Source organism: Streptomyces composti (assembly GCF_012034205.1).
Lineage (GTDB): Bacteria > Actinomycetota > Actinomycetes > Streptomycetales > Streptomycetaceae > Streptomyces > Streptomyces composti.
In genome coordinates, this window is the sequence record NZ_JAATEM010000017.1 from 101,067 (window position 1) to 122,009 (window position 20,943).

General features: G+C 71.7%; 16 protein-coding genes and 1 other RNA gene. All 17 read right to left on the reverse strand.

The annotated features are described in order from the left end of the window. Positions 1–2: 2 nt before the first annotated feature. The 17 genes from HCJ93_RS15845 to rnpB all read right to left on the reverse strand — a co-directional run bounded on the left by HCJ93_RS15845 (position 3) and on the right by rnpB (position 20,781). The gene (locus HCJ93_RS15845; protein ID WP_167996358.1) at positions 3–1,049 is read right to left on the reverse strand and encodes a phenylacetate--CoA ligase family protein; all 1,047 of its coding nucleotides are present in this window, start codon (positions 1,047–1,049) and stop codon (positions 3–5) included. Continuing rightward, the gene (locus HCJ93_RS15850) at positions 1,046–4,075 is read right to left on the reverse strand and encodes a flavin reductase (RefSeq protein ID WP_167996359.1); all 3,030 of its coding nucleotides are present in this window, start codon (positions 4,073–4,075) and stop codon (positions 1,046–1,048) included. The genes HCJ93_RS15845 and HCJ93_RS15850 overlap by 4 nt, the downstream gene beginning before the upstream one ends. After that, positions 4,072–5,568 (reverse strand): 4-hydroxyphenylacetate 3-hydroxylase N-terminal domain-containing protein, encoded by a 1,497-nt coding sequence (locus HCJ93_RS15855; RefSeq protein ID WP_309141415.1) that lies wholly within the window; start codon positions 5,566–5,568, stop codon positions 4,072–4,074. Before HCJ93_RS15855 ends, HCJ93_RS15850 begins: the two co-directional genes overlap by 4 nt. An 11-nt stretch (positions 5,569–5,579) precedes the next feature. Then, on the reverse strand, positions 5,580–7,049 hold the full coding sequence (locus HCJ93_RS15860) for a tryptophan 2,3-dioxygenase (protein ID WP_167996360.1): 1,470 nt from the start codon (positions 7,047–7,049) through the stop codon (positions 5,580–5,582). Between the two features lie 7 nt (positions 7,050–7,056). Then, a complete protein-coding gene (locus HCJ93_RS15865; RefSeq protein WP_167996361.1) occupies positions 7,057–7,305 on the reverse strand; it encodes a ferredoxin in 249 nt (82 codons plus the stop codon). Then, positions 7,302–8,675 (reverse strand): phenylacetate--CoA ligase family protein, encoded by a 1,374-nt coding sequence (locus HCJ93_RS15870; protein ID WP_167996362.1) that lies wholly within the window; start codon positions 8,673–8,675, stop codon positions 7,302–7,304. Before HCJ93_RS15870 ends, HCJ93_RS15865 begins: the two co-directional genes overlap by 4 nt. Beyond that, on the reverse strand, positions 8,672–9,658 hold the full coding sequence (locus HCJ93_RS15875; RefSeq protein ID WP_167996363.1) for a BtrH N-terminal domain-containing protein: 987 nt from the start codon (positions 9,656–9,658) through the stop codon (positions 8,672–8,674). Before HCJ93_RS15875 ends, HCJ93_RS15870 begins: the two co-directional genes overlap by 4 nt. Next, positions 9,645–10,322: a hypothetical protein gene (locus HCJ93_RS15880; protein ID WP_167996364.1), complete on the reverse strand. Its 678-nt coding sequence runs from the start codon at positions 10,320–10,322 to the stop codon at positions 9,645–9,647. The genes HCJ93_RS15875 and HCJ93_RS15880 overlap by 14 nt, the downstream gene beginning before the upstream one ends. Further along, positions 10,319–11,008, reverse strand: a complete 690-nt coding sequence (locus HCJ93_RS15885) for a class I SAM-dependent methyltransferase (RefSeq protein ID WP_167996365.1) — start codon at positions 11,006–11,008, stop codon at positions 10,319–10,321. Before HCJ93_RS15885 ends, HCJ93_RS15880 begins: the two co-directional genes overlap by 4 nt. Then, complete coding sequence (locus tag HCJ93_RS15890; RefSeq protein ID WP_167996366.1) at positions 11,001–13,058, reverse strand: molybdopterin-containing oxidoreductase family protein; 2,058 nt, start codon at positions 13,056–13,058, stop codon at positions 11,001–11,003. The genes HCJ93_RS15885 and HCJ93_RS15890 overlap by 8 nt, the downstream gene beginning before the upstream one ends. A gap of 11 nt (positions 13,059–13,069) precedes the next feature. After that, the gene (locus tag HCJ93_RS15895; RefSeq protein WP_167996367.1) at positions 13,070–14,110 is read right to left on the reverse strand and encodes a BtrH N-terminal domain-containing protein; all 1,041 of its coding nucleotides are present in this window, start codon (positions 14,108–14,110) and stop codon (positions 13,070–13,072) included. A gap of 264 nt (positions 14,111–14,374) precedes the next feature. Next, the gene (locus HCJ93_RS15900) at positions 14,375–15,664 is read right to left on the reverse strand and encodes a TrpB-like pyridoxal phosphate-dependent enzyme (protein WP_167996368.1); all 1,290 of its coding nucleotides are present in this window, start codon (positions 15,662–15,664) and stop codon (positions 14,375–14,377) included. Positions 15,665–15,970: 306 nt separating this feature from the next. Continuing rightward, positions 15,971–16,978, reverse strand: a complete 1,008-nt coding sequence (locus HCJ93_RS29530; protein ID WP_240967630.1) for a ParB/RepB/Spo0J family partition protein — start codon at positions 16,976–16,978, stop codon at positions 15,971–15,973. Positions 16,979–17,804: 826 nt separating this feature from the next. Next, the gene (locus HCJ93_RS15910) at positions 17,805–18,626 is read right to left on the reverse strand and encodes a hypothetical protein (RefSeq protein ID WP_167996369.1); all 822 of its coding nucleotides are present in this window, start codon (positions 18,624–18,626) and stop codon (positions 17,805–17,807) included. 126 nt (positions 18,627–18,752) lie between these two features. Then, on the reverse strand, positions 18,753–18,893 hold the full coding sequence (locus HCJ93_RS15915; RefSeq protein ID WP_167996370.1) for a hypothetical protein: 141 nt from the start codon (positions 18,891–18,893) through the stop codon (positions 18,753–18,755). Positions 18,894–19,043: 150 nt separating this feature from the next. Beyond that, positions 19,044–20,171, reverse strand: a complete 1,128-nt coding sequence (locus HCJ93_RS15920) for a site-2 protease family protein (RefSeq protein ID WP_309141416.1) — start codon at positions 20,169–20,171, stop codon at positions 19,044–19,046. A gap of 205 nt (positions 20,172–20,376) precedes the next feature. Beyond that, positions 20,377–20,781: RNase P RNA component class A (gene rnpB / locus HCJ93_RS15925), an RNA gene on the reverse strand. Between the last annotated feature and the right edge of the window lie 162 nt (positions 20,782–20,943).

Consider the following 20,943-nt stretch of genomic DNA (forward strand, 5'->3'; position numbering starts at 1 on the left):
GGTCATGACCTGGCGGTGCTCCACTCCTTCGGGCCGGTGATGGTGACCTCGGCGCCGACGCCGAGCGCGTCCCGGATCCGGTTGCGCAGCCTTGCCCGCAGGGCGTCGGCGGGCGTCTGCTCCGGGTCGTCGACGGCGCAGGTCACCCGGAAGGCGCCGTCGAGGACCTCGCAGGCGAAGTGCGGTGCGAGCGAGGGCTCCCGGAACACGACCCGTTCCACGTCCACGGCCGTGACCGGTGCGCCGTCGGGTCCGGGCAGCGCCGTGGCGGTGCTGCCGAGCGGCACCAGGACCGGGCTCGCCGCGTCGCAGCCGCATGCCTCGCCGGCCGGGTGCAGCTCGGCCAGTTCGCCGGCCGGCGCGCCGTCGAGGTGCAGCTCGCCGCGGGGCCCGCCGGGGACCTCGGCCCGCAGCCGCGCGCACACATGGAGCGCGCCCGCCTCGCAGGGGACGGCCACCACCGGCGTCGACGGGGTGCCGTGGACGGCGGCGGTGCGGGCTGCCCCCCAGGCGGCGCCGACCCGCTGAAGCCGCTCCGGGGAGGCGGCCTCGCCCACGCAGACGACGGTGCGGACCGTCGAAGCCCGCGGCCGTTCACCGAGCGCGACCGCGACGCCCGCCAGGTGGGCGGCGAAGCCGGGCGAGCACACCAGTGCGGTCACCTCGTACTGCTCGATCAGGCCGAGCAGCCGCGGCAGCGGGCAGATGGTGCCGCTGGTGCCGGTGCTGATCACCGAGGCGCCGGTCAGCTCCACGGCCCGGTCCACCGCGGCTCCCAGGAAGGACAGTTCGTAGGGCACGGCCGAGACGACCACGTCGTCCTCGGTGAGCAGCCGGCCGAGCGCCAGCGCCAGGTCGATCTGGTGGGAGATCCACGCCTCGCGGGTGAGCGCGACCGGCCGGGCGGTGCCCCGGGCGTCGGCGCGTTCGCCGTAGCGGGCGAGCGGTCCGGCGGGTCCTTCCGGACCGGGGCCGCGGGTGCCGCCCGGGCGGGTCAGCAGGTCCAGGAACTGCTCGTAGTGCCGGGTGAGGGACGGGACGGTCGTCACCGGGCCTCCGCTTCCCGGGCGAACCGGCGCCACCCGTAGTCGTCGAGGGCGCTGTCGCCCTCGTCCTCGCGCAGCAGCGGCCGGCGGCCGTTGCCGGGGTCCATGTCGACGCTGACGACCGTCGCCAGGACGAACTCGTGGTCGCCGATGCGGTAGGTCGACTTCAGGCTGCAGTCGATGGTGCCGACGGCGCCGGGGAGCCGGGGGCAGCCGTTGGCGGACGGGGTCCACGCCAGCGTGTCGAAGCGGCTGTCCGGCCGGCCCTGGGAGAAGGCCTCGGACACCTCGCGCTGGTCCTCGCCGAGGATGTTGACGCAGAACCGTCCGGTCTCGGCGATGGCGGTCCAGCTGGTGCTGCGCGAGCGCACCAGGAAGCCGATCAGGGCGAGTTCGTCGGAGACGACGGTGAGCGAGCCGATGACCAGCCCGTACGGGGTCGGCCCCGCGTGCTCGGACCGGCGGGCGGTTCCCGCGACGACGGTGACCGCGCGCGGCAGCAGCTCGCCGATGACGCCCAGGTCCCGCATCGTGCCGGGCCGCCGGCCGCCGTCGGGTTCGGGCGGGGGCGGACCGGTCTCCTCGCCGAGCGCGCGGACGAACCGTCCGGTGACGCTGTCCGGGTGGGCGGCCACCTCCTCCGGGGTGCCGCTCACCACGATCCGGCCGCCGCCGCGCCCCGCGCCGGGCCCGAGGTCGATCACCCAGTCGGCGATGGCGATCACCTTCACGTTGTGCTCGATGACCAGCACGGTGTTGCCGGTGGAGATCAGCCGCTCGAACAGGGCCAGCAGGTGGCGGATGTCGGCGGAGTGCAGGCCGCGGGTCGGCTCGTCGAAGATGAACAGGGTGCGGCTGCGGCGCTGCTTGAGCAGCTCGCCGGCGAGGTTGAGCCGCTGCGCCTCGCCGCCGGAGAGGGTGGTGGTGGAGCAGCCGAGCTGCAGGTAGCCGAGGCCGAACTCGTCAAGGACGCGCAGCGCTTGGACGACCTTGGGGTGGGCGTCGGCGTCGAACCAGCCGAGGGCGTCCTCGACGGTCATCGACAGCACGTCGTGGATGTTCCTGCCGTTCAGCCGCACCTCGAGGACATGCTCCTGGAAGCGGCGTCCCTCGCACTCGGGGCAGACGATGAACTCGCTCTTGAACAGCGTCATCTCGATCTCGGCGAGCCCGAGACCCTTGCAGGACTCGCACCGGCCGCCCGCCACGTTGGGGCTGAACTCGGCTCGCCCCAGGCCCCGTTCGGCTGCCTCGGCGCTGTTGGCGAAGGCGTCGCGGATGTGGTCGCTGATGCCGATGCTGGTGACCAGGGTGCTGCGGCTCGAGCGGCCGATCGGCCGCTGCTCGACATAGATGACGTCGTCCAGGGCGTCGGCTCCGTCGACGCCGGTGCTGTCGGCCGGCGCACCGGAGCGCCGCCGGCCGACGGCCCGGGCGACGCGTTCGTGCAGGGCGGCCACCAGGGAGCTCTTGCCCGCGCCGGACACCCCGGAGACGCAGGTCAGCGCGCCGAGCGGGAACCTGGCGGTCTGGTCGGTGACGTTGTTGCGGGTGATGCCGCGGACCTCGATCCAGTCGGCGCCGGTGAGGTCGGTGCGGGTCCGTGAGGGTGCGCCGGAGCGCATGGCGGCCGCGGTCGGCGAGGAGCCGGACTTCAGCAGGTCGGCGAAGCGGCCCTCGAAGACGATCTCGCCGCCGCGGGAGCCTGCGCCGGGGCCCAGTTCGACGATCCAGTCGGCGGCCCGGATCACCGACTCGTCGTGCTCGATGACGATGACGGTGTTCCCGAGGTCGCGCAGCCGGCGCAGCGAGGTGAGGATCCTGCCGGTGTCGGCCTCGTGGAGTCCGGCGGTGGGTTCGTCGAGGACGTACATCACGCCGGTCAGGTCGCTGGCCAGGTGCTGGGCGAGCAGCAGCCGCTGCAGCTCGCCGCCGGACAGGGTGGCCACCGGGCGCTGCAGCTGCAGGTGGCCGAGGCCGACCTCCTCGATGTTGCCGCTCTGCTTGACGATCGCCGCGGCCAGTTCGCGGACCTGGTCCGGCAGGTCACCGGAGTCGAGGGCCCGGCGCAGCCGTGCGATGGAGTGCGACAGCTCGTCGCTCTGGAAGTCGTGGAAGGTGTGCCCGGCGACCGTGGCGGCGAGTGACTCGGGACGCAGCCGGCCGCCGTTGCAGCCGGGGCAGACCTCCCGGCCGAGGTAGTTGGCGAAGGCCTTCTTGCGGGCGGCCGAGGAGGCGGTGCGGTAGGCGCGGTCCAGGAAGCCCAGGATGCCCTCGAAGCGGAAGTCGTTGGTGACCTTGCGGATCTTGAGGGTGTAGACCTTGTCGTGGCCGTGCAGCACCCGCTCGGTCTGCTCGGGGGTCAGCTTCTCGAACGGCACGTCCAGGTCGATGCCGGTGTCCGCGGCCATCGCCTCGAAGGCCTTGCGCACATTGGGGACGGCGAAGGTGCCGGGGTCGGCTCCGTCGAAGATCTCGGTGAGCGTCTTCGACCGGTCGGGGATGATCTTGTCGAGGGAGAAGCCGACGAGTTCGCCGATGCCGTCGCACCGCAGGCACTTGCCTTCCTTGCGGTTGAAGCTGAAGTGCTTGGCGGAGTGCGGCTCGGCGAAGCAGCCGCACTCCTCGCAGAACAGGTCCGCTCCGGTGGGGCCGTAGCAGGCCGGGCAGACCGGGCGGGAGCCGGCGCCGAACAGCAGCCGGTACAGCCCGTCCAGGCCGGTGAGGGTGCCCACGGTGGAGCGGGGGTTGGACCAGCCGCCGTCGCGCTGGCGCAGGGCCACCGGCGGCTGGGTGCCGGCGATCCGGTCGAACTGGTAGTCGCCGTCGCCCATGTCGAGGGACTTGCTCGACAGGGCGCCCAGGTAGAGCGTCTTGGAGTGCTCGAACAGGGTGTCGATGACCAGGGACGACTTGCCCGATCCGGACACGCCCGCGGCGACGATCAGCTGCCCCTTGGGGAAGGAGACGTCGACCGACTTGAGGTTGTGGGTGGTGACTCCCTCGAGTCGAATGCTGTCCAGGCTCATGTGTGGTCCATCCGCCCTTCGGCCAGGTCGCGGGCCCCTGCTTCGCAGCGCCGCAGGTCGGGGTAGCGGTCGTAGAGCATCGAGCGGACCCGGGCGGGGTCGCCCCGGTTCCACGTCTCGTACAGCTCCTGCCGCATCCCGAAGCGGTCGACGGTCAGATCGGCGGCGAGCCGGAAGATGCGGGACTTCTCGTCCGGGCTCGTCTCCCGCCCGCACATGTAGGTGTCCAGGGCCGAGCGCAGGGCGGAGGTGCCCAGGTCGCCCTCGGAGGGCTGCATGATCAGACCGGAGGCGCCGATCTGCCGGATGATCTCCGAGGCGCGGCTGGAGAAGCGTCCTGCGACGGCGTCCAGCGCGGCCGTGGAACCGGGGGCGAGCAGCCCTGAGGCGGTGGGCCGGCTCTCGGCGTCGATCGCCTCCAGACCGAGCCGCACGAGCTCGACGTAGGAGGTGAGTTCACCGAGCAGATCGGTGACCTGCCGGAACTTGTTCACCCCGATCGCCTGGGCGAGCAGCGAGGCCACGCCGAGCAGGGTGCGCAGCCGGTGGTAGTAGCGGATCTGGCCGGTGTAGAGCGACCACTTGTTCAGCTCGGCGAAGCCGCGCACGGCGGTCTGGGAGTCGTCGAGCAGGAAGACCCGGTCCATGGGGACGAACACGTCGTCGAAGACCAGCATGGCGTCCTGCTCGTCGTAGCGCCCGGCGAGTCCGCCGGAGCCGGTGTACGAGGAGCGGCACAGCACGCGCAGCCCGGGCGAGGCGAGCGGCGCGGCGAACCAGCACACGTAACTGGGGTCCTCCCGCAGGTAGTTGGCGGGCGAGAGGTAGATCAGCACCTCGTGCGCGTACGGGGCGAGGGTGGCGATCTGCTTGGCGCCGCGCACCACGATGCCGTCGGCGCCGCGCCGCACCACCCGCAGTCCCAGCTCCGGCCGCTGGGCGGGGGTGGCGGACCGGTCGATCTGCGGGTCGCCGAGACCGTGGGTGAGGGTGAGGTCGTTCTCGCGGGCGTAGTGGTAGTAGTTCTCGGCGTTGCTCGCGAACCGCGGGTCCACCTCGGCGAGCTGGTGCCGGAAGTCGTAGAGGCCGACCACGACGTTGGACATGAAGTCGGGGATCCGGGAGAGCTGGCCGTGGGAGGCCTCGGCCCACCGGTGGGAGTTGGCCCACTTGCGGCCGAGGGCGTCCCGGTCGGCCGGCGCCAGGTACGACAGGCTGACCGGGTTGCCGGTGGTCTCGGACCGGTACAGCATCTGCCCGGCCCGGTCCGGCAGGTGCTGGGCGTCGTAGAGGCCGGCCAGCGTGGTCAGCATGGGGGTGAACTCGGGGTCGCCGGTCACGTCGACCCGGCGCCCCTCGCACCAGATCTCCCGGTCGTCCTTGAGGCTGGCGATGTACTCCGATCCTCGCCAGGCGCCGCCGGACGTGCCGGGCAGCAGGGTGGTCTCGCCGGGCCCGCCGGGGCCCGGGGCTCGGGATTCTGCGGTGGTCACCGTCGGCGCTCCTACGGGTTCCGCTCAGCCGCGCCGGAGCGGAACGGCTGATAGCTCTGCTCTTGGACCTGGGGGAAGTACTCGCGGGTCGCCTCGCCCACCAGCCGCATCAGCTCCGAGTCGAGGGAGCTGGGGTCGGTGATGAGCTTGACCAGGGGCGAGTCCGGCACCGCGTTGGCGAGGCCGGTGCGGCGCGCCCGGTGGACGGAGGCCAGCGAGTGCTGGGCGTTGGCGGCGTCGCGCATCTTGTAGACCGCCTGCGGCCCGTCCGGGATGCCGATCATGGACTTGGTGCCGCCGCTGCCCAGGCAGTTGCGGGGCATGTGCAGATGCTCGTGCCGCCACTGCTGGTGGGCGTCGTGCAGCCGGAACGCCCGGTCGAGCACGAGGTGCCGCAGCCAGGCGGCGGGGTCGTCGTGGCGGTGTGCGTCGATGTCCCGCACGGCGTCCTCCAGACAGGACGCGCCGAGCGAGCGCAGCCAGGTCTCCAGGTCGTTCCACAGGTGCTTGAACAGGTCCCGGAACATGTGCTGCTTGATGGCGAGCGAGTGGGTGCCGCTGGCGGGCCCCAGATTGATGCGGAAGGCGTGGTACTCACCGGTCGCCAGGTGCTCGGCCATCACCCGCTGCGCCTCGACCACCGGGTCGAGCAGCGTCCGGCACACCGTCAGGTGCTGGACCGCCCGGCTCAGCTCCGACGCCCGGATGGCCCGGATGGCGGTCTCCAGGTGGTCGTTGGCCTCGGCGACCAGGATCTCCGGGATCTGGTGCAGGGCGACGAACTCGCCGTGCAGGGTGGCGGCGTTCAGCTCGGTCGCGGCCACCGCCCGGGCCAGGGTCTCGGCGGAGATCAGCTCGTCGGTGCCGCGGCGCACCCCGACCGGCACGCCGGTCAGGTCGCTCTCCCACTTGGTGGCGTCGTGGCAGCTGAGCCGGATGCCGTGCAGCACCCGGTAGAGGGCGTTGTCGATGCTCTCGGTGGCGATGGTGGAGCGGACCAGCCGCGGCGAGGCGGTCATCAGGGTGGTGCGTGCCGCGTCCTCCAGTTCCCGCAGCGCGTCGACGTAGGCGGCGTAGCCGGCCGACTCGGAGACGCTCAGCGCGGCGGCCCCGTCGAGCGCGGCGGTCCCGAAGGCGCTGCGGACGTCGAACATCGCGGTGCCGAGGCCGCGCAGCAGCCGGTGGAAGCCGAGCGCCCACTGCGTGTAGCGGGAGGCGCCGGGGATGTCGCCGTCGAGCAGCCGGGCCTGGGTCCGTCCTGCCAGGCGGGCCAGGTTGAGCAGGCTCACCTCCGCGGCCTGGAAGACGGCGCACACCGTCGAGTCGTAGCTGCCCTCGGGCACCCCGCGGGCGGCCCGTGCCTCGCCGAGCAGATCGATGCGGTGCAGCTGGTCGTAGCTCTCGGCCACCGGGCCCAGTTCGGTCGTCTGCCGCCCGCCGGACTTCCGGCCGGCCGCGCGTGGATCGTCCAGGCTTGCCATTGCGCCATCACTCCTCGGTGGGCCCAGCTAGGTAGCGGATCGATTCGGTGGGGCAGGATTCGAAGGCGTCGAGAACCCGTTCGAGCTCGTCGGGCGTCTCGGGCTGCTTGCACACGTAGTGCACGTCGTGGTCGAGGTCCGCCTCGAAGTTGTCGGGCGCGAGGTCGTTGCAGAGCTTGCAGTCGATGCAGGTGTCGTCGATCTCGAAGTGACCTTCGAGCGGAAGGCGTGTGGGAAGCGGCAGTTCCACCCTCACCGCCGGTCACCTCCTCCCCCGTGGGCACTGAAGTTGCGCATGGTCGGTTTGGCAGAGGTGCGCAGCGCGGTCTCGAAGCGGTCGGTGTCCAGGAGGCGGAAGCGGGTGTCCGCGCCGAGCCGGTCACGGACGCCGGCCGCGATCGAGTCCCGCGTCGCGGTGTCGGAGCTGGACGGGGGCAGCGAAACGAGCAGGGCGTCCCCGTCGATGTCGAAGGCGAAGTAGTAGGGGGGCCGGGTCAGCGCGCCCAGCACGATGTCCTCGATCTCCAGCTGGGAGGTCCAGCGTTCGCCGAGGGGGATGCGGTCGCCGATCCGGCCGCGGTGCTGCAGCCGGCGCAGCGGGGAGCCGCAGGCGCACGGCGTGGCGTCGATGCGGCAGACGTCGCCGGTGCGGTAGCGCAGCAGCGGCATGGCGCGGGAGGCCAGGGTGGTCACCGCCAGTTCACCCGTCTGCCCGTCGGGCAGCCGCTCGCCGGTGGCCGGGTCCACCACCTCGAAGAACGTGCGGGTCTCGACCAGGTGCAGGGCGCGCTCGGGACAGAACATGGCCAGCGTGTTGGTCTCGGTCATGCCGAACATCGCGTAGGCGGTGGCGTCCCACTGGTCGGCCAGGCGCCGCTTCTTGGCGGGCGAGGCGCCCTCCCCCGCGGTGAGGATCTTGGTGACGGCGAGGTCGCGGCGCGGGTCGATGCCGCGCCGGCGGGCGATCTCGCCGAGGTACAGGGCGCGGGTGCCGGAGCAGACCAGGGTGGTGGCGCCGGAGCGCAGCAGTGCGTCGGTCATCCGCTCCGGGGTGCACGACGGCGAGGCGGCGCCGAGCGGCACGATGGCGCAGCCGAGGATCTCGATGGCCCGGTCGAGGTCCTGGCCGACACCGGCCAGTTCGTAGGGGACCGCGATGGCGGCGACGTCCCGCTCGTCGAGGACCGAGGAGAGCAGCCGGGCGACGGTGAGGTTGTTCTCCAGCCAGTCGGCCATGGTGAAGAACGCGGCGATGGAGCGCCCGTTGCCGGTGCCGGAGCTCTCGTCGAAGCGGATCACCTCGCGCCGCGGCACGGCGAGCATGCCGAGCGGGTAGGCGGCGGCCAGGTGGTCCCGGGTGGTGAAGGGGATGTCCTCGAACGCCTGCTCGCGCCCCTGTGCCACGGCCCGTGCGACCCCGGCCGGCACATGGTGTGCGTAGAACGGGGAGTTGCGGCAGGCGTGGGCCACGGTCCCGGCGAGCGCCTGGGCGGTCCAGGCGTCGAGGCCGTGGCGGTCCAGGGAGGTGACCGCGGCGACCTTGCGGGCGATGCCGAGGCGGGCGGCGAGGGTGTCGTGCAGCCGGGTGCGCAGGCCGGGGCCGGCCGAGCGGGCGAGGGTGGTCATCGGGACACCTCCTCCAGCCGTGCCATGGCCGCGCGCTCCTCGCCGGCCAGGGAGTCGACGATCACGGCCGCCTGCTGCAGGGCCTGGCGGGCGCCGTCCTCGCCGGCGTTCCGCAGGAGGTTCGCCACCTCGGTCCAGCGGTCGGAGATGCGGCGGTACGCGACGGAGATCTCGTCGTAGGCCTCGATCCCGGTCAGCTCGTGGGCCTCCTCCAGGAACCGCGCCCACAGCGTCCGGAACAGCCCGCCGCCGGTGCCGCCCTCCTCCATGCTGGTGCCGACGATGCGCATGGCCTCGCCGGTGTCGTCGAGCCGGTCAGGCCAGGCGCGCATCAGGGTGGCGGCCTTGGTGATGCCCTTGAAGCCCATGTTGGTGATGGGCGGGTTCAAGAAGTCCTGCGCGGTGGCGAGGACCGCGGCCTGGCAGGCCTTGGGCAGCCGGGACGGGTCGTAGCCGTGCGGGTCGATCCGCACCGACAGGTTGCGCGAGGACATCGGCCCGCGGGCGGCGCGGGCGCGCGCCATGCTCTCCCGCGAGGTCGACTGCACGCCCAGCGCCCGGGTCTCCACCACGACGAACCGGTCGTCCTCGTAGCCGATGCAGGCGACGTAGTGCGCGGCGAAGTGGTGGTCCTCCTGCGCGTAGTCGAGGTGGTGGCGGTCGAGCTTGAGCCCCACCACGTCGCCCTCGTCGAGCGCCTGCAGCAGGGTGGCCTCGGCCTTGGCCCGCGATGCGGTCTCCTGGGTGCGCAGGCCGAGGGCGAGCGCTTCGGCCGCGTTGCGCATCAGATGGTCGGGCTTGACCCGGCCGGCGAGGAACGGCGTCGGCATCTGCCGGGAGTGCCAGTACAGGAAGGACAGCCCGCGCCCCAGGCCGAACAGCAGCGGTTCGCTCAGCTCGATCTCGTGGTTGCGGAGCATGTTGAGCAGGGCGGTGGACTCGCAGTGGTCCCCGGAGTACGGGGAGATGTCAATGACGGCCATCGGCGTGCCCCGTTCCGTCGCGCGGCTCCTCGTAGACGATCTCCAGCACGGTGCCGCTGTCGTTGTTGCGCAGGTGCCCGTAGGTGTGGCCGACCTCGTCGGCCTCGGTGTAGGCGATGGTCTCCAGGTGACCGGCCTCGCTCTCGAGGGTGTCCAGGACGTGGCGGACGTCGTCCCCGGTGCGGACGGCGATGGCGACGTGCGACATCAGCCGGCCCTTCTCCTCGGCGGGCCGCCGCGCCCAGGGGCCGAAGCGGCGGCAGGCGAACATCTCGATGACCCGCCCGTCGGCGAGGGTGACGGAGTTCCACCAGCCGGGGGTGCCGTACTGGCGGGGCGAGATGTAGGAGGGGCCCATCTCCACGGAGGTGACCGGTCCTGTGGTCTTCAGCTCGTTGAGGTGGGTGTGCCAGTCGAAGATCTCCTCGTCGCCGCCGTAGTCGCCCATGTAGACGCCGATGTGGTTGACCCCGGCGAGCCGGCCGACGACGTGGTCGGGGGCATGACCGCACCAGGTGGCCAGGTACTTGGCGCAGTCGAGCTCCTGCCAGGCGGCGGACGTCTGGAGCAGCTCCTCCCAGGCCCCGGGGAAGCCGGGGCGTGCGGGGAAGCGGCCCTCGTGGGTGGCGGTGATGGCCGGAGAGCTCTGCCCGAGTGGATTCATGGCCCTTCCTTCCTGCCCGTGATGACGAGCCCCATCTGCACTTCCGTCACGGCGGCCGTCTCCAGCGCGGTGCCCCTCAGCAGCTCCTCGACCTCGCTCGTGACGTACGAGGAGCGGATCGAGGTGCGGAAGCCGGGGCGCATGTCGGCGGCGATGTTGGCCTTCATGAACTGGAAGGTCGTCCGGTCGATGTCCCGGCGCAGGTCGGAGACGCAGTACCGGCCGCCGGGCCTGAGCACGCGGTGCATCTCCTCGAGGGCGGTCACCGGTTCCGCCCATTCGTGCAGCGAGGAGGCACTGATGACGTGGTCGAAGCTGCCGTCCTCGAACGGGAGTCGCAGCACGGTGCCGCATTCGTAGGCGCACCGGTCGCGCAGGCCGTACTCGGCGGCGTTGGCGCTCGCCCGCCGCAGCATCGCCGGTGAGATGTCGAGGCCGGTGAGCCGGGCGGTGCCGGGCGCCTGCCGGAGCCATTCCAGGCCGAGGTAGCCGGGGCCGCAGCCGAGTTCCAGCACCCTGCCCGAGTCGATGCCGGCGGCGAGGATGTCGTCGATCTTCTCCTGCAGCCAGCCGTTGTCCCGGATGTGGCGCTGCATCTCGTCGTACTTGAGGGCCAGTTCGTCGCCCTGCAGGCCCTCGTCGGTCTCCGGCACCCGGGGGGCGACGGTGCCGCGCGCGCTAGCCACGGCCGGGTCCCACTCGCCGGATGCCCACTGCCAGACCTCTCATCGTGGCGCTCCCCATCTGCACGTCGGAACGGTCGTTGCTGGTCAGGTGATTGACCGAGGATCTGAGCGACTCGTCGAGGGAGGACTCGCCCGGATACCACCAGCCGGCGTCCGCCAGCACGACGTCCGGCGCGACGGAGTCGGAGATCCGGACCGTCATGCGCACCTCGCGCGCACCGGCCCGCGTGAACAGGGCCACCTCGTCGCCGTCCGTGAGACCCTCACGCTTGGCGGTGTCCGGGTGGACGGTCACCCGGGCCGCCGGGCGGCGGCGCGCGGTGGTCGGCAACTGGTGGAACTCGGTGTTGTAGAACCGGCGCGGGTGCGCGCTGGTCATCAGGTACGGCAGCTCCGGGTCCGGCGGCGGGGCCGGGCGGTGCACCGGGAACGGCTCGTAGCCCATGGCCTTCAGCCCGTCGTGGCGCAGATCGACCCGTCCGGACCTGGTCCTGAAGCCGCCGTCGCGGTACTTGCGGTACCGCTTCTCGTTGCGGATGTAGCCGATCTCGGTGAACTGCTCCCAGGTCAGCCCGATGCCGGACAGCTTGGCGTCCAGGGCGGCGCGCACCGAAGGGAAGAAGTGCCGGGCGAGGCCGAGCCGTTCGGCGAGGGCGAGGATGATCTCCTCGTCGGAGCGGCAGCCCTCCACGGTGGCGACCTTCCGCCGGGCCGCGATGTAGGAGTTGAACTCCACGATCTGGTCCCGCTCCAGCCAGCTGGAGACGGGCAGCACCACATCGGCGTACCGGGCCGTCGGCGTCAGGAACATGTCGCAGACCACGACCAGGTCCAGCTTCTCCAGCGACCTGCGCACCAGCTCGGTGTTCTCGTGCGAGGCCAGGATGTTGCTGCCGAAGAGCAGCAGGGAGGTGACCGGGTACGGCGACCCGGTGACGACGGCCCGGTGCAGGTCGCCCGGCGCGACCCAGCCGGACATCGACAGGATCCGGTGCCGGTCGCCGCCGATCCGTTTCCTCGCCTGCTCCTCCGGGAGCAGGTCCGAGCGGGGGAAGGCCCGCCGGCCCTCGATCGGCATGGGCTCCCAGATCACGTCGCCGCCGGGGGCGTCGAGGTTGCCGCAGAGCGCGCAGAGCAGGGCGATGGCGCGGTGGGTGTCGAAGGAGTTCTCGTTCTGCGACAGCCCGGTGCCGGCCTCGATGCACGCCCGGGAGGCGGTGGCGTAGGCGCGGGTCGCCCGCCGGATCAGCTCCGGCTCGAGACCGGTGATCCCCGCGACCCGCTCGAGGTCGTACTCCCGTACATGCTCGGCGAGTTCGTCGAACCCCGTCGTGTACTCGGCGACGAAGTCACGGTCGTACCAGCCCTCGTCGACGACGAGCTTGATCATGCCGAGCGCCAGCGCGCAGTCGGTGCCCGGCCGGACGGGGAGGTGGAGCTCGGAGCGGGCGGCGGTCCGCGTCCGCCGCGGATCGACGGTGATCACCCGGCTGCCGCGTTCCACGGCCCGCAGCAGCTTCACCCCGATCACGCCGTCGGAGTGCGTGTCCGGCTTGTTGCTGCCCCACAGCAGCACCACCTCGGGGTCGCCCTCGTAGTCGCAGAAGGTGAAGGCGCCGTAGGTCATGATCGAGGCCATGACCCGCGGGTAGAAGCACACATGCGCGGGCCCCACCACATTGGGCGTGCCCAGCGCGTTGGCCAGCCGGAACACCCACTCCTGGTAGTTGCGGTCGGTGCCCTGGCCGAGTGCCACCGACTCCGGTCCGTGCCGGGCGATGGTCTCGGTCAGCCGGTGGCAGATCCGGTCCAGGGCCTCGTCCCAGCCGATCGGCTCGAAACTGCCCGAACCGCGTGGCCCGGTGCGCGCCAGCGGTGTGGTGAGCCGGTCCGGGCTGTGCAGCAGATCGAGCGAGGCCTTGCCCTTGATGCAGAAGTAGCCCTCGCTGGTGGGGTTGTCCGGGTCGCCGTGGATGGCGGTGGGAACACCGTTCTCCAGGTCGATGAGGGCGCCGCAGCCGCCGTGGCACATCCGGCAGACGGACTTCATCCGGGTGATCGTCACTCCGCCTCACCCGCCCGTTCGGCCGCGACGGCGAACAGCCGCTCGTACAGGCCCTGTTCGGCCTCCGCGGTCTCCGCGAGGAGCCCAGCGACGGTCCCGAGGACGCGCCGCCCCCGCTCGTCGTTCCCCGGGTAGCCCATCAGCAGGTCGGTCGCTTCCTCCCAGCGGCGGCGCACCTCGCCGAAGCCCTCGACGAGCGGGTCGAGCGCCGCGTCACCGGTGCGCTGCCGGGCCTCGTGCAGGAAGTCCCGGTACAACGTGCGGAAGTTGGCGCCCCCGGTGCCCGCGAACCGCCAGAAGCGGCCCACACCCGGCACCGACTCCCGCGCGTCCGCCAGGGTCTCGCCCCACTCGGCGATCTCGGCGGCCAGCGTGCGCAGGGCGCCGAGGCCGCGCCGCGGCCCGTGATCGCGCGACATCCGCCCGGCGGTGTCCCGTACGGCCGACCAGATCTGCTCCCGCAGCACCGCGTCGGTGTCCGCGAGCAGCCGGTCGGGGAGCCGCTCCACATACATCTGCCAGTGCGGCGACGGCAGGAACCCCTCGTCCGATGCGCGGGCCCGGCGCAGCGACTCCTCGGGCAAGGTCTGCGCCCCGCCCTGCTGCCCGGTGTCCACGACATGGGCGAGCGAGCCGTCCAGCCCGTACACCGCGATGCAGTGCGCGGAGAAGTGGCTGCGGGAGGAGAAGTAGTCGAGGTGGAAGATGTCGACGGACACCCCCACGACATGACCGGCCTCGAGCAGCTTCACCGCCTCGGCCCGCGCCGCCTCCCCGTCCGGTGCCCGCGACTCCCGCAGCTCCGCGCCGAGCGCGGCGCAGGCGTTGCGGGACAGCTCGGCCGGCCCGATCCGGCCGGTGAGCATGGGCGCGGTGCGGCCGGGCTCCGGGCCGTCCCAGTACTGCACGTCGATCCCCCGGCCCAGGCCGAACAGCATGGGCTCGGAGATGTCGGCACCGGCGTGGTGCAGCATGTTCCGCAGGGTGGACGTCTCACAGTGGACGCCGGGCCGGGGCTGGAATGTCGCCAAGCGCATAGGGCTTCCCAATCGCGCGGTGCGGAAGTGCGGTGACGGGGGCGGGTGGTGAGGGCGGGGCCCGGGACCGTTTCCGGGCCGGGGCGGTGGCCTGGGCCGGTTGGCGCCCGGGCGGGCCGGTGACCGGGCCGGCCGGTGCCGAGGCGGGTCGGCCGGCCACGGTGACGGGGGCGGACCGGCGGGCCCGCACCTGCGGCGAGGCCCGGAGGGGACCGTGGGCGAGGCGAGTGCGGTGCCCTTGCCCTGGCCGGCGCGCCCCCGCGCCTACGTATCGACCTGGGCCTCCCGCGTATCGCCCAGGACCTCGTGATAGCCCTGCAGGTCGAGGAAGCCGGCGCCGCTGGCCAGCACGACGATCACCGGTTCCCGCCGTTCCGTGCGGGCCTTTGCCGCCACCTCCACGGCCGCCGCCACCGCATGACTCGCCTCCGGGGCGAGCAGCAGACCCTCGGTCTGCAGCAGGAGACGGCCGGCCTCCAGGGCGGTGCGCTGGTCGAAGGCGACGGCGTCCAGGACGCCCTCGTGCCGCAGCAGGCTGACCAGGGCGGAGCTGTGGTGGTTGCGCAGGCCGCCCACATGATTGGGCGGCGGGATGAAGTCCTCACCCATGGTGTAGCCGAGCACCTCCGGCGTGAAGCCGCCCAGGTCGGTGCGGCCGTAGGCGTAGACGCCCTGCGTGAGCCGGGGGGCCGCCGTGGACTCCGCGGCGAGGAAGCGCAGATCCGCTCCGTCCGCCCTGGCCCTGAGGTGGGGTCCGACGAGTCCGCAGAGGTTGCTGCCGCCGCCGGAGCAGGCGATGAGGTGGTCGCCGCGCCCCTCCACGCCCAGCTCCTCGCCGTGCTCCGCGAGCTGCGCGGTCACTTCCAGGCCGAGCAGGGTCTGGTGGAGGTAGACGTGCGGCATGCCGCTGCCGGCGAGGTAGGCGGCGCCCGGCAGGCCCAGGGCGTGCTCGATCGCGTCACTGATCGCGGTGCCGAGGCTGCCGGGGTGGCCGGGCGTGTCCTGCAGGATCTTCCGCCCGATCGCGGTGCGGAGCGACGGCGAGGGCTCCACCTCGGCGCCCAGCAACTCCATGTAGTGCCGCCGGTAAGGCTTCTGCTCCAGCGAGCACCGCACCATGAAGATCTCGGCCCGCAGTCCGAACATCTTCGCCGCGAGCGCGACGCTCATCCCCCACTGCCCCGCACCGGTCTCGGTGACCAGGGTGGTCCGCCCCTCCTCGGCCGCGTAATGGGCCTGGGCGATTGCGGTGTTGAGCTTGAAGCTGCCGGTGGGCAGCACGTCCTCGCGCTTGAGGTAGATCCTCGCGCGGGTGCCGAGGTGCTGCTCCAGGCGGCGCGCCCGGTGCAGCGGCGTGGGCCGGCCGCACTGGCGCAGCCGTTCCATGACGGGCTCGGGTATCGGGATCCATTTCTGGTCCGTACCGTTCTGCTCGATCAGAATCCGGGGCCGGACCTTCTCGGCGATCTCCGCAGCACTGGGGCTCCCGGAATCCCGCACCTCGGGCACGGGCCCCGGAAGATCAGGCAGGAAGTTGTACCACTGTCCCGGCATCTCCGGTAACGCGGAATCACTCTGAGTCGTGGATATCACGTTCCCCCGCTTCGAAAGTCGGAAGCCATCGTACGAGCGCACTCGAACACGACACAACATTCCGGCCGACGGCCGCGATTTCTGTCGGCCCTATTCGGGCCTATGACGAGAGCCCCGGTCACGGGGGCCGCTTTTCCGTTCCGCTCGGAAACCGGAACAGGAAACGCCAGGAATCAACGAGACGACACACCATTGAGCACAGCCTGCCGGCGCCGCCGGAGCGACGGAAATCAGCCCCGGCAACCGGCGTCCGAAAGGGCCGTACGACTAGGCGCCAGCTTCCCTGGAATGCAGCCGTTCCGTCAATGATTCGGCCAGCAGCTGCCAGCTGACCGCCTGATGCCGGGCCAGTTCCGCGATCACCGGTGCGCAGTGGATCGGCAGGCTGCCGGCCATCGCCGCCCAGTCGTGCGGCTGAGCGGCCGAGGCGTCCAGCGTCCGCAGCAGCCTGCGGCCCACCTCGGTGAACCGCAGGGAGGGATCGGCCCGCAGCCGCCGGATGGCCAGCTGCAGGTCCGGGCACACGGGCTGCACCCGGGGGACCCTGGGGGGACGGGGACGCCGGACGGCCGCGGCAGCGTCGGCACCGGCGGCGCGAGCGGGCCCGTCGTCCCGGACGCTCGCGGCATCGACCGGCGGGGAGTCCCCGGGCCGGGCCGCACCGGGCCGCACAGCACCGGGCTGCATCGCACCGTTCCGCGCCTCACCGTTCGACGCGTCACCGTCTGGCGCCTCACCGTCTGACGCTTGACCGTCTGGCGCTTGACCGGACCGCGTCGCGCCGGGCGCGTCGTCCGGTTCGCCCTGTCCGGCGCGCACGCGCCTGCGCGCATCCTTCGCCGTGGTCAGCGAGATGCCCGCGGCGTGCGCGACCTCGCGCGCGGAGGCGTCCGGGTGCTCGGCGAGGTACGCCATCGCGCGCCTGCGCGCCTCCCCGGCCATCAGCGGATAGGCCACTCCGTCCCGGCCGACGCGGACGGTGGTCGGGTGCGGAAGTTCCGCAGCCGCCCTCCTGCGGAGCGCCGCGACGGTCTTGTCCGACAGACCGACGATCCCGGCCAGGCGCCGGTTGGACCACTCCGGGAAGTCGGCCAGCATCTGCAGCGCCGCGGCCTTGCGGTCGGCGAGCGTGAGCGGCAGTCCATGGCTGCTGTTCAGCTTGACGGCGAGGACGAAGGCCTCCCGCTCGTCCCCGTTGAAGAGGACGGCGCTGATATGAGTGGCACCGCTGCGCTGCACGGCCCGGAGCCGGTGCACCCCGTCGATGACGGTCATCGATTTCCGGTGCACGACGATCGGCGGCAGATCGGAGCAGACCTCGGCGAGCGCATTGATGTGCCGCGGATCCTCTCCGCCCGTACGAGGCGAGCCCGCGACCAGGATGCTGCGGATCGGTACCCGGGTGACTTCCGACAGGAGCCCGCCGAGGTACGAATCCGGACAGCGAAATCGGTGTTGCAAGGGTTTCCCCGCGGAAACCGGGGCGTGGCCCATCGTGTTTCCTTCCTCCCCTTCAGACTTCCGGCGGACCTACCAGGGTTGTGACGCATCCGGACACGGACGAGTCAGGCAGGGCGGCGAACCGCAGTCCGAGGAAAGGGAGAGCTGTTCCGGGTGGTCGCAAAGCTGTGGAACATCGTGTCTCCCCCATGACCCAATGCCGAGAACCGACGACTCTGACACCCTGCCAGGAGGACGAGGCCGGCGCAAGGTTTGCGTCCAGCACTTCTTCCGGAAATGGGATCACCCCTATTGATCATTGATCAAGGTACCCGCCCGGAAATAGAAAGGGAGCCGACGATTCCGCCCCTTCACCGACGATCGTCCTCCGCGGCGCCTTCGGACTCATCGCTCGCCCCCGGACATGGAGAAGCACGCGCGGCCGCAAGAATGCCTTTCAGCCAATTTTCCTGACCGATTCAATGACGACCCGGTCAATTGAGTATTCAAAGAATTGGGAGCGCTCCACCATCGGACCGGTGAGCCCGCACCCGCACCCTCCCCCTCGGCGTCCAACGAGCTGATGGGCTCGCCCGGCTCGCCTCTCAGCCCACACCGAAGTCCCCGACCGCGATGCGCGGTCGGGGGTTGCCTCTTGCGGTTACTGCCCCCTGTCGTCCTGACCGGCGGGTGCGGCCCGGTCGTCGATGACGACGTGGACGGGGTCTGCTCCGTCTCCCCGGTGGGGGCGGGTGACGATCTCCTGGACGGTCTCGGTGAGCCGCCCGTGCAGATGGGCGGCGATGGCCCGGGTGCCCGCGTCGCCGGCGGTGTGACTGACTCGGTGGAGACGGGTCAGCGCGGCGACGAGGCTGGGGCCGGAGACCTTGGCGAGGATCGTCCCCGCGGCGTCCTGGACCTCGGCAGGCAGGTGGAAGTGCTGGTCCTGACCGGCATGCTTGACCAGGAACTCCCACGTGTCGCGGTGGGCGTGGAGGGTGGCGGCGGAGATGCCGGCAGCGGCGCGGAGCACCTCCAGGTCCTGTTCGCCCTCCGGTCCCGGACGCGGTTCCGGGTCGGGGGCCGGTTCGGGCGGGACGTCGTCCACGGCAGGCGGTGGCGGTGGCGGCGGCGCCACCGGTGCGGGGTCCTGTTCCGGCACCTCGGTCGCCGGCGGCGGAGCGGTGCGCAGTCGCCCTTCGAGGCGGTTGATGGCGCCACGGATGGCGACGAGTTCGCTGCCGATGCCGGCGAGGGGCTCGGTGACGACCTCGCCGGTCCGGTCGAGTGCGCTGCGGGCGACGGCCCGGATATCCGCGAGACCGCTATTGATGGCGGCGGTGGCGTCCTGCTCCCGGATCTGACTGATGGCGTGCTGCTGATTCTCGACTTGCTGCTTGAGGGTGGCGAGGTCAGTGGCGAGATTCTTGAGTTGCGCGGCGATCTGCTCGAGTCGAGCCCTGTCTGCACTGCCGAACGGCACATTCCCCCCTTGCGGTCACCGGTGACCTTGAAAGGGTGATGTGCGGGGCAATATGTCGACAAGGGCGCAAATCGGCCACCGGGGCACGCCGAGGTGCGCAACCGGTCGCGGCAGTGCCCGCCGTGATCAGTCCTCCGGGGACCCGTCGTCCGGCCGGTAGGACCTGTTCCAGGTGGCGCCGCAGCGGCACTGAGCGCTTTCGAGCAGCTCGCCGTCGTCGCCGACGCCGGTGACGTCCCAGATACGGACGTGAATGTGTTCACCCATCGTTTCTCCTCACGATGAGCGCAAGGCTAGGCAGGCGTCCGCCGAAATGACCAGGATCGGCTCACATAGTGAGATTCACCCCGGATTCGGTGCAGCGTGGGACGGCCCGGGCGGCCAGGTCGGCTCTACGGCCGGACGACCCGGTCGGCTCTACGGCCGGACGACCCGGTCGCCGTCCGCGCGTGCGACGGTGGTGAGCCAGCTGATGATCCGGTTGATGTCGGACTGGGTGACGATGCCCACGAGCCTGTCGTCGGCCAGGACCAGGGCGCGGCGGGCCGGGCTCGCCTCGACGGCGGGCAGCAGGTCCACCAGCCGGTCCTCGGGATGCGCGGTCGGGAGATCGCCGAGCGGCACCATGACGTCCATGACCGGCGTGCGATGACGCGTGTCCGCCGGGACCTCGCCGGCCCGGTGCACACTGATCAGCCCGATGGGCAGTCCGGTCGCGTCGGTGACCGGGAAGGCCGAGTGCCGGTAGACCCAGGCCGGGTCGCTCAGGAACTGCTGGACGGTGATGGCGGCCGGCACCGTCTCGGGATCCGGAGTCATGGCCCGGCGCACCGGGACCGTGCCGAGCAGTTCCCGCATCCTCGCCTGACCGCCCTCGGCGCTCGCCATGGCGGTCATGAACCAGCCGATCAGCATCAGCCACAGCCCGTCGACCGCGGCGCCGGCGAACACCAGGAAGATGCCGGCGACGACGAGCAGCCAGCCGAGCACGCGGCCCGCGCCGGTGGCGACCTCGGTGGCCCGAAGCCTGCTGCCCGTGCGCCACCACACCAGGGCACGCAGCAGCCGCCCGCCGTCCAGCGGCGCCGCCGGGAGGGCGTTGAACAGCGCCAGCAGGATGTTGATCGCCGCGAGCCAGGCCAGCGCCTCGATCCACAGCCCGGTTCCGTAGGCCTGGCCGAACAGGACGGCCAGCAGTCCGAACACCACGCCCAGCGTCAGGCTGACCAGCGGGCCGACCCCGGCGATGCGCAGCTCGGCCCCAGGGCTCGGCGCCTCGCTCTTCAGGCGGGCGACCCCGCCCAGCAGCCAGAGCGTGATCTCGTCACTGGCCACACCATTGCGGCGGGCGACGATCGCATGGCTGAGCTCATGGGCCAGGAGCGACAGCAGGAAGAGCACCGCCGTGGCCACCCCGGCCACCGCGTACAGCCAGTCCGACCGGCCCGGGTGGGCGTCCGGCAGCCGCCCGGCCGCCAGCCCGACGGCGATCAGGCCGAAGATGACCAGGACACTCCAGTGCACCCCGATCCGGATACCTGCCACACGTCCCAACGAGAGCGTCGCCTTCATTGCGATTCGCCTCCGCAAGACTGCGCCATTCCGTCGATTCCATGGTGCGGGGCCGGGGGCGCTCGAGGCGAACGGCCGGGACCGGCGCCTCCGCGGCGGCGCATTCTCCCCGGACTCTCTCCGGCGCCGGATCCTTCGGAAGGCAGCAGAGGCCCCCGCTGCTGCAAAGACTGAGCGGCAGACGAGTCGGGCTGTACGCCGGGTTCTGTTCCCCGGGGTCCTCGCGGACCCCGGGGCGACGGCCATCCATCTAGGACCGGTGTTGCCACCGGCCTCGTGCGGTCTACCCGCGGACTCGGGCGGGCAGCCCTCGAGCGTCCGCGCAGAAGCACCGGGGTGCTTCCTCTTGACCTTGCTCCGGGTGGGGTTTACCTAGCCGCCTGAGTCACCCCAGGCGCTGGTGGTCTCTTACACCACCGTTTCACCCTTACCGAGGACCGAGGTCCCCGGCGGTCTGTTTTCTGTGGCACTGTCCCGCGGGTCACCCCGGGTGGCTGTTGGCCACCACCCTGCCCTGTGGAGCCCGGACGTTCCTCGGGGAGCCCCCGCAAGGGGAACTCCACGCGGCCGTCCGCCCGGCTCGTCTGCCGTGCTGACCATGGTACGTGACGTACAACGCGCCCCCGGGCGCACTTTCTTTCCGCGCCCTCGGAGGAAGAGCGAGCTCTGCACCCTGGTTGCTCGCCAGGCCGGCCGGGCCGAGGGCTCTGGTCATGATCAACGCACCCCGTTCGAAGCACCCCGC

What these genes read in the sequence shown, in the direction of transcription:
- HCJ93_RS15850 (WP_167996359.1), bottom strand. Translation starts at nt 4,075, where the DNA reads ATGAGCCTGGACAGCATTCGACTCGAGGGAGTCACCACCCACAACCTC.
- HCJ93_RS15860 (WP_167996360.1), bottom strand. Translation starts at nt 7,049, where the DNA reads ATGGCAAGCCTGGACGATCCACGCGCGGCCGGCCGGAAGTCCGGCGGG.
- HCJ93_RS15870 (WP_167996362.1), bottom strand. Translation starts at nt 8,675, where the DNA reads ATGACCACCCTCGCCCGCTCGGCCGGCCCCGGCCTGCGCACCCGGCTG.
- HCJ93_RS15875 (WP_167996363.1), bottom strand. Translation starts at nt 9,658, where the DNA reads ATGGCCGTCATTGACATCTCCCCGTACTCCGGGGACCACTGCGAGTCC.
- HCJ93_RS15880 (WP_167996364.1), bottom strand. Translation starts at nt 10,322, where the DNA reads ATGAATCCACTCGGGCAGAGCTCTCCGGCCATCACCGCCACCCACGAG.
- HCJ93_RS15890 (WP_167996366.1), bottom strand. Translation starts at nt 13,058, where the DNA reads ATGAAGTCCGTCTGCCGGATGTGCCACGGCGGCTGCGGCGCCCTCATC.
- HCJ93_RS15895 (WP_167996367.1), bottom strand. Translation starts at nt 14,110, where the DNA reads ATGCGCTTGGCGACATTCCAGCCCCGGCCCGGCGTCCACTGTGAGACG.
- HCJ93_RS15900 (WP_167996368.1), bottom strand. Translation starts at nt 15,664, where the DNA reads ATGCCGGGACAGTGGTACAACTTCCTGCCTGATCTTCCGGGGCCCGTG.
- HCJ93_RS29530 (WP_240967630.1), bottom strand. Translation starts at nt 16,978, where the DNA reads ATGACCGTCATCGACGGGGTGCACCGGCTCCGGGCCGTGCAGCGCAGC.
- HCJ93_RS15915 (WP_167996370.1), bottom strand. Translation starts at nt 18,893, where the DNA reads ATGGGTGAACACATTCACGTCCGTATCTGGGACGTCACCGGCGTCGGC.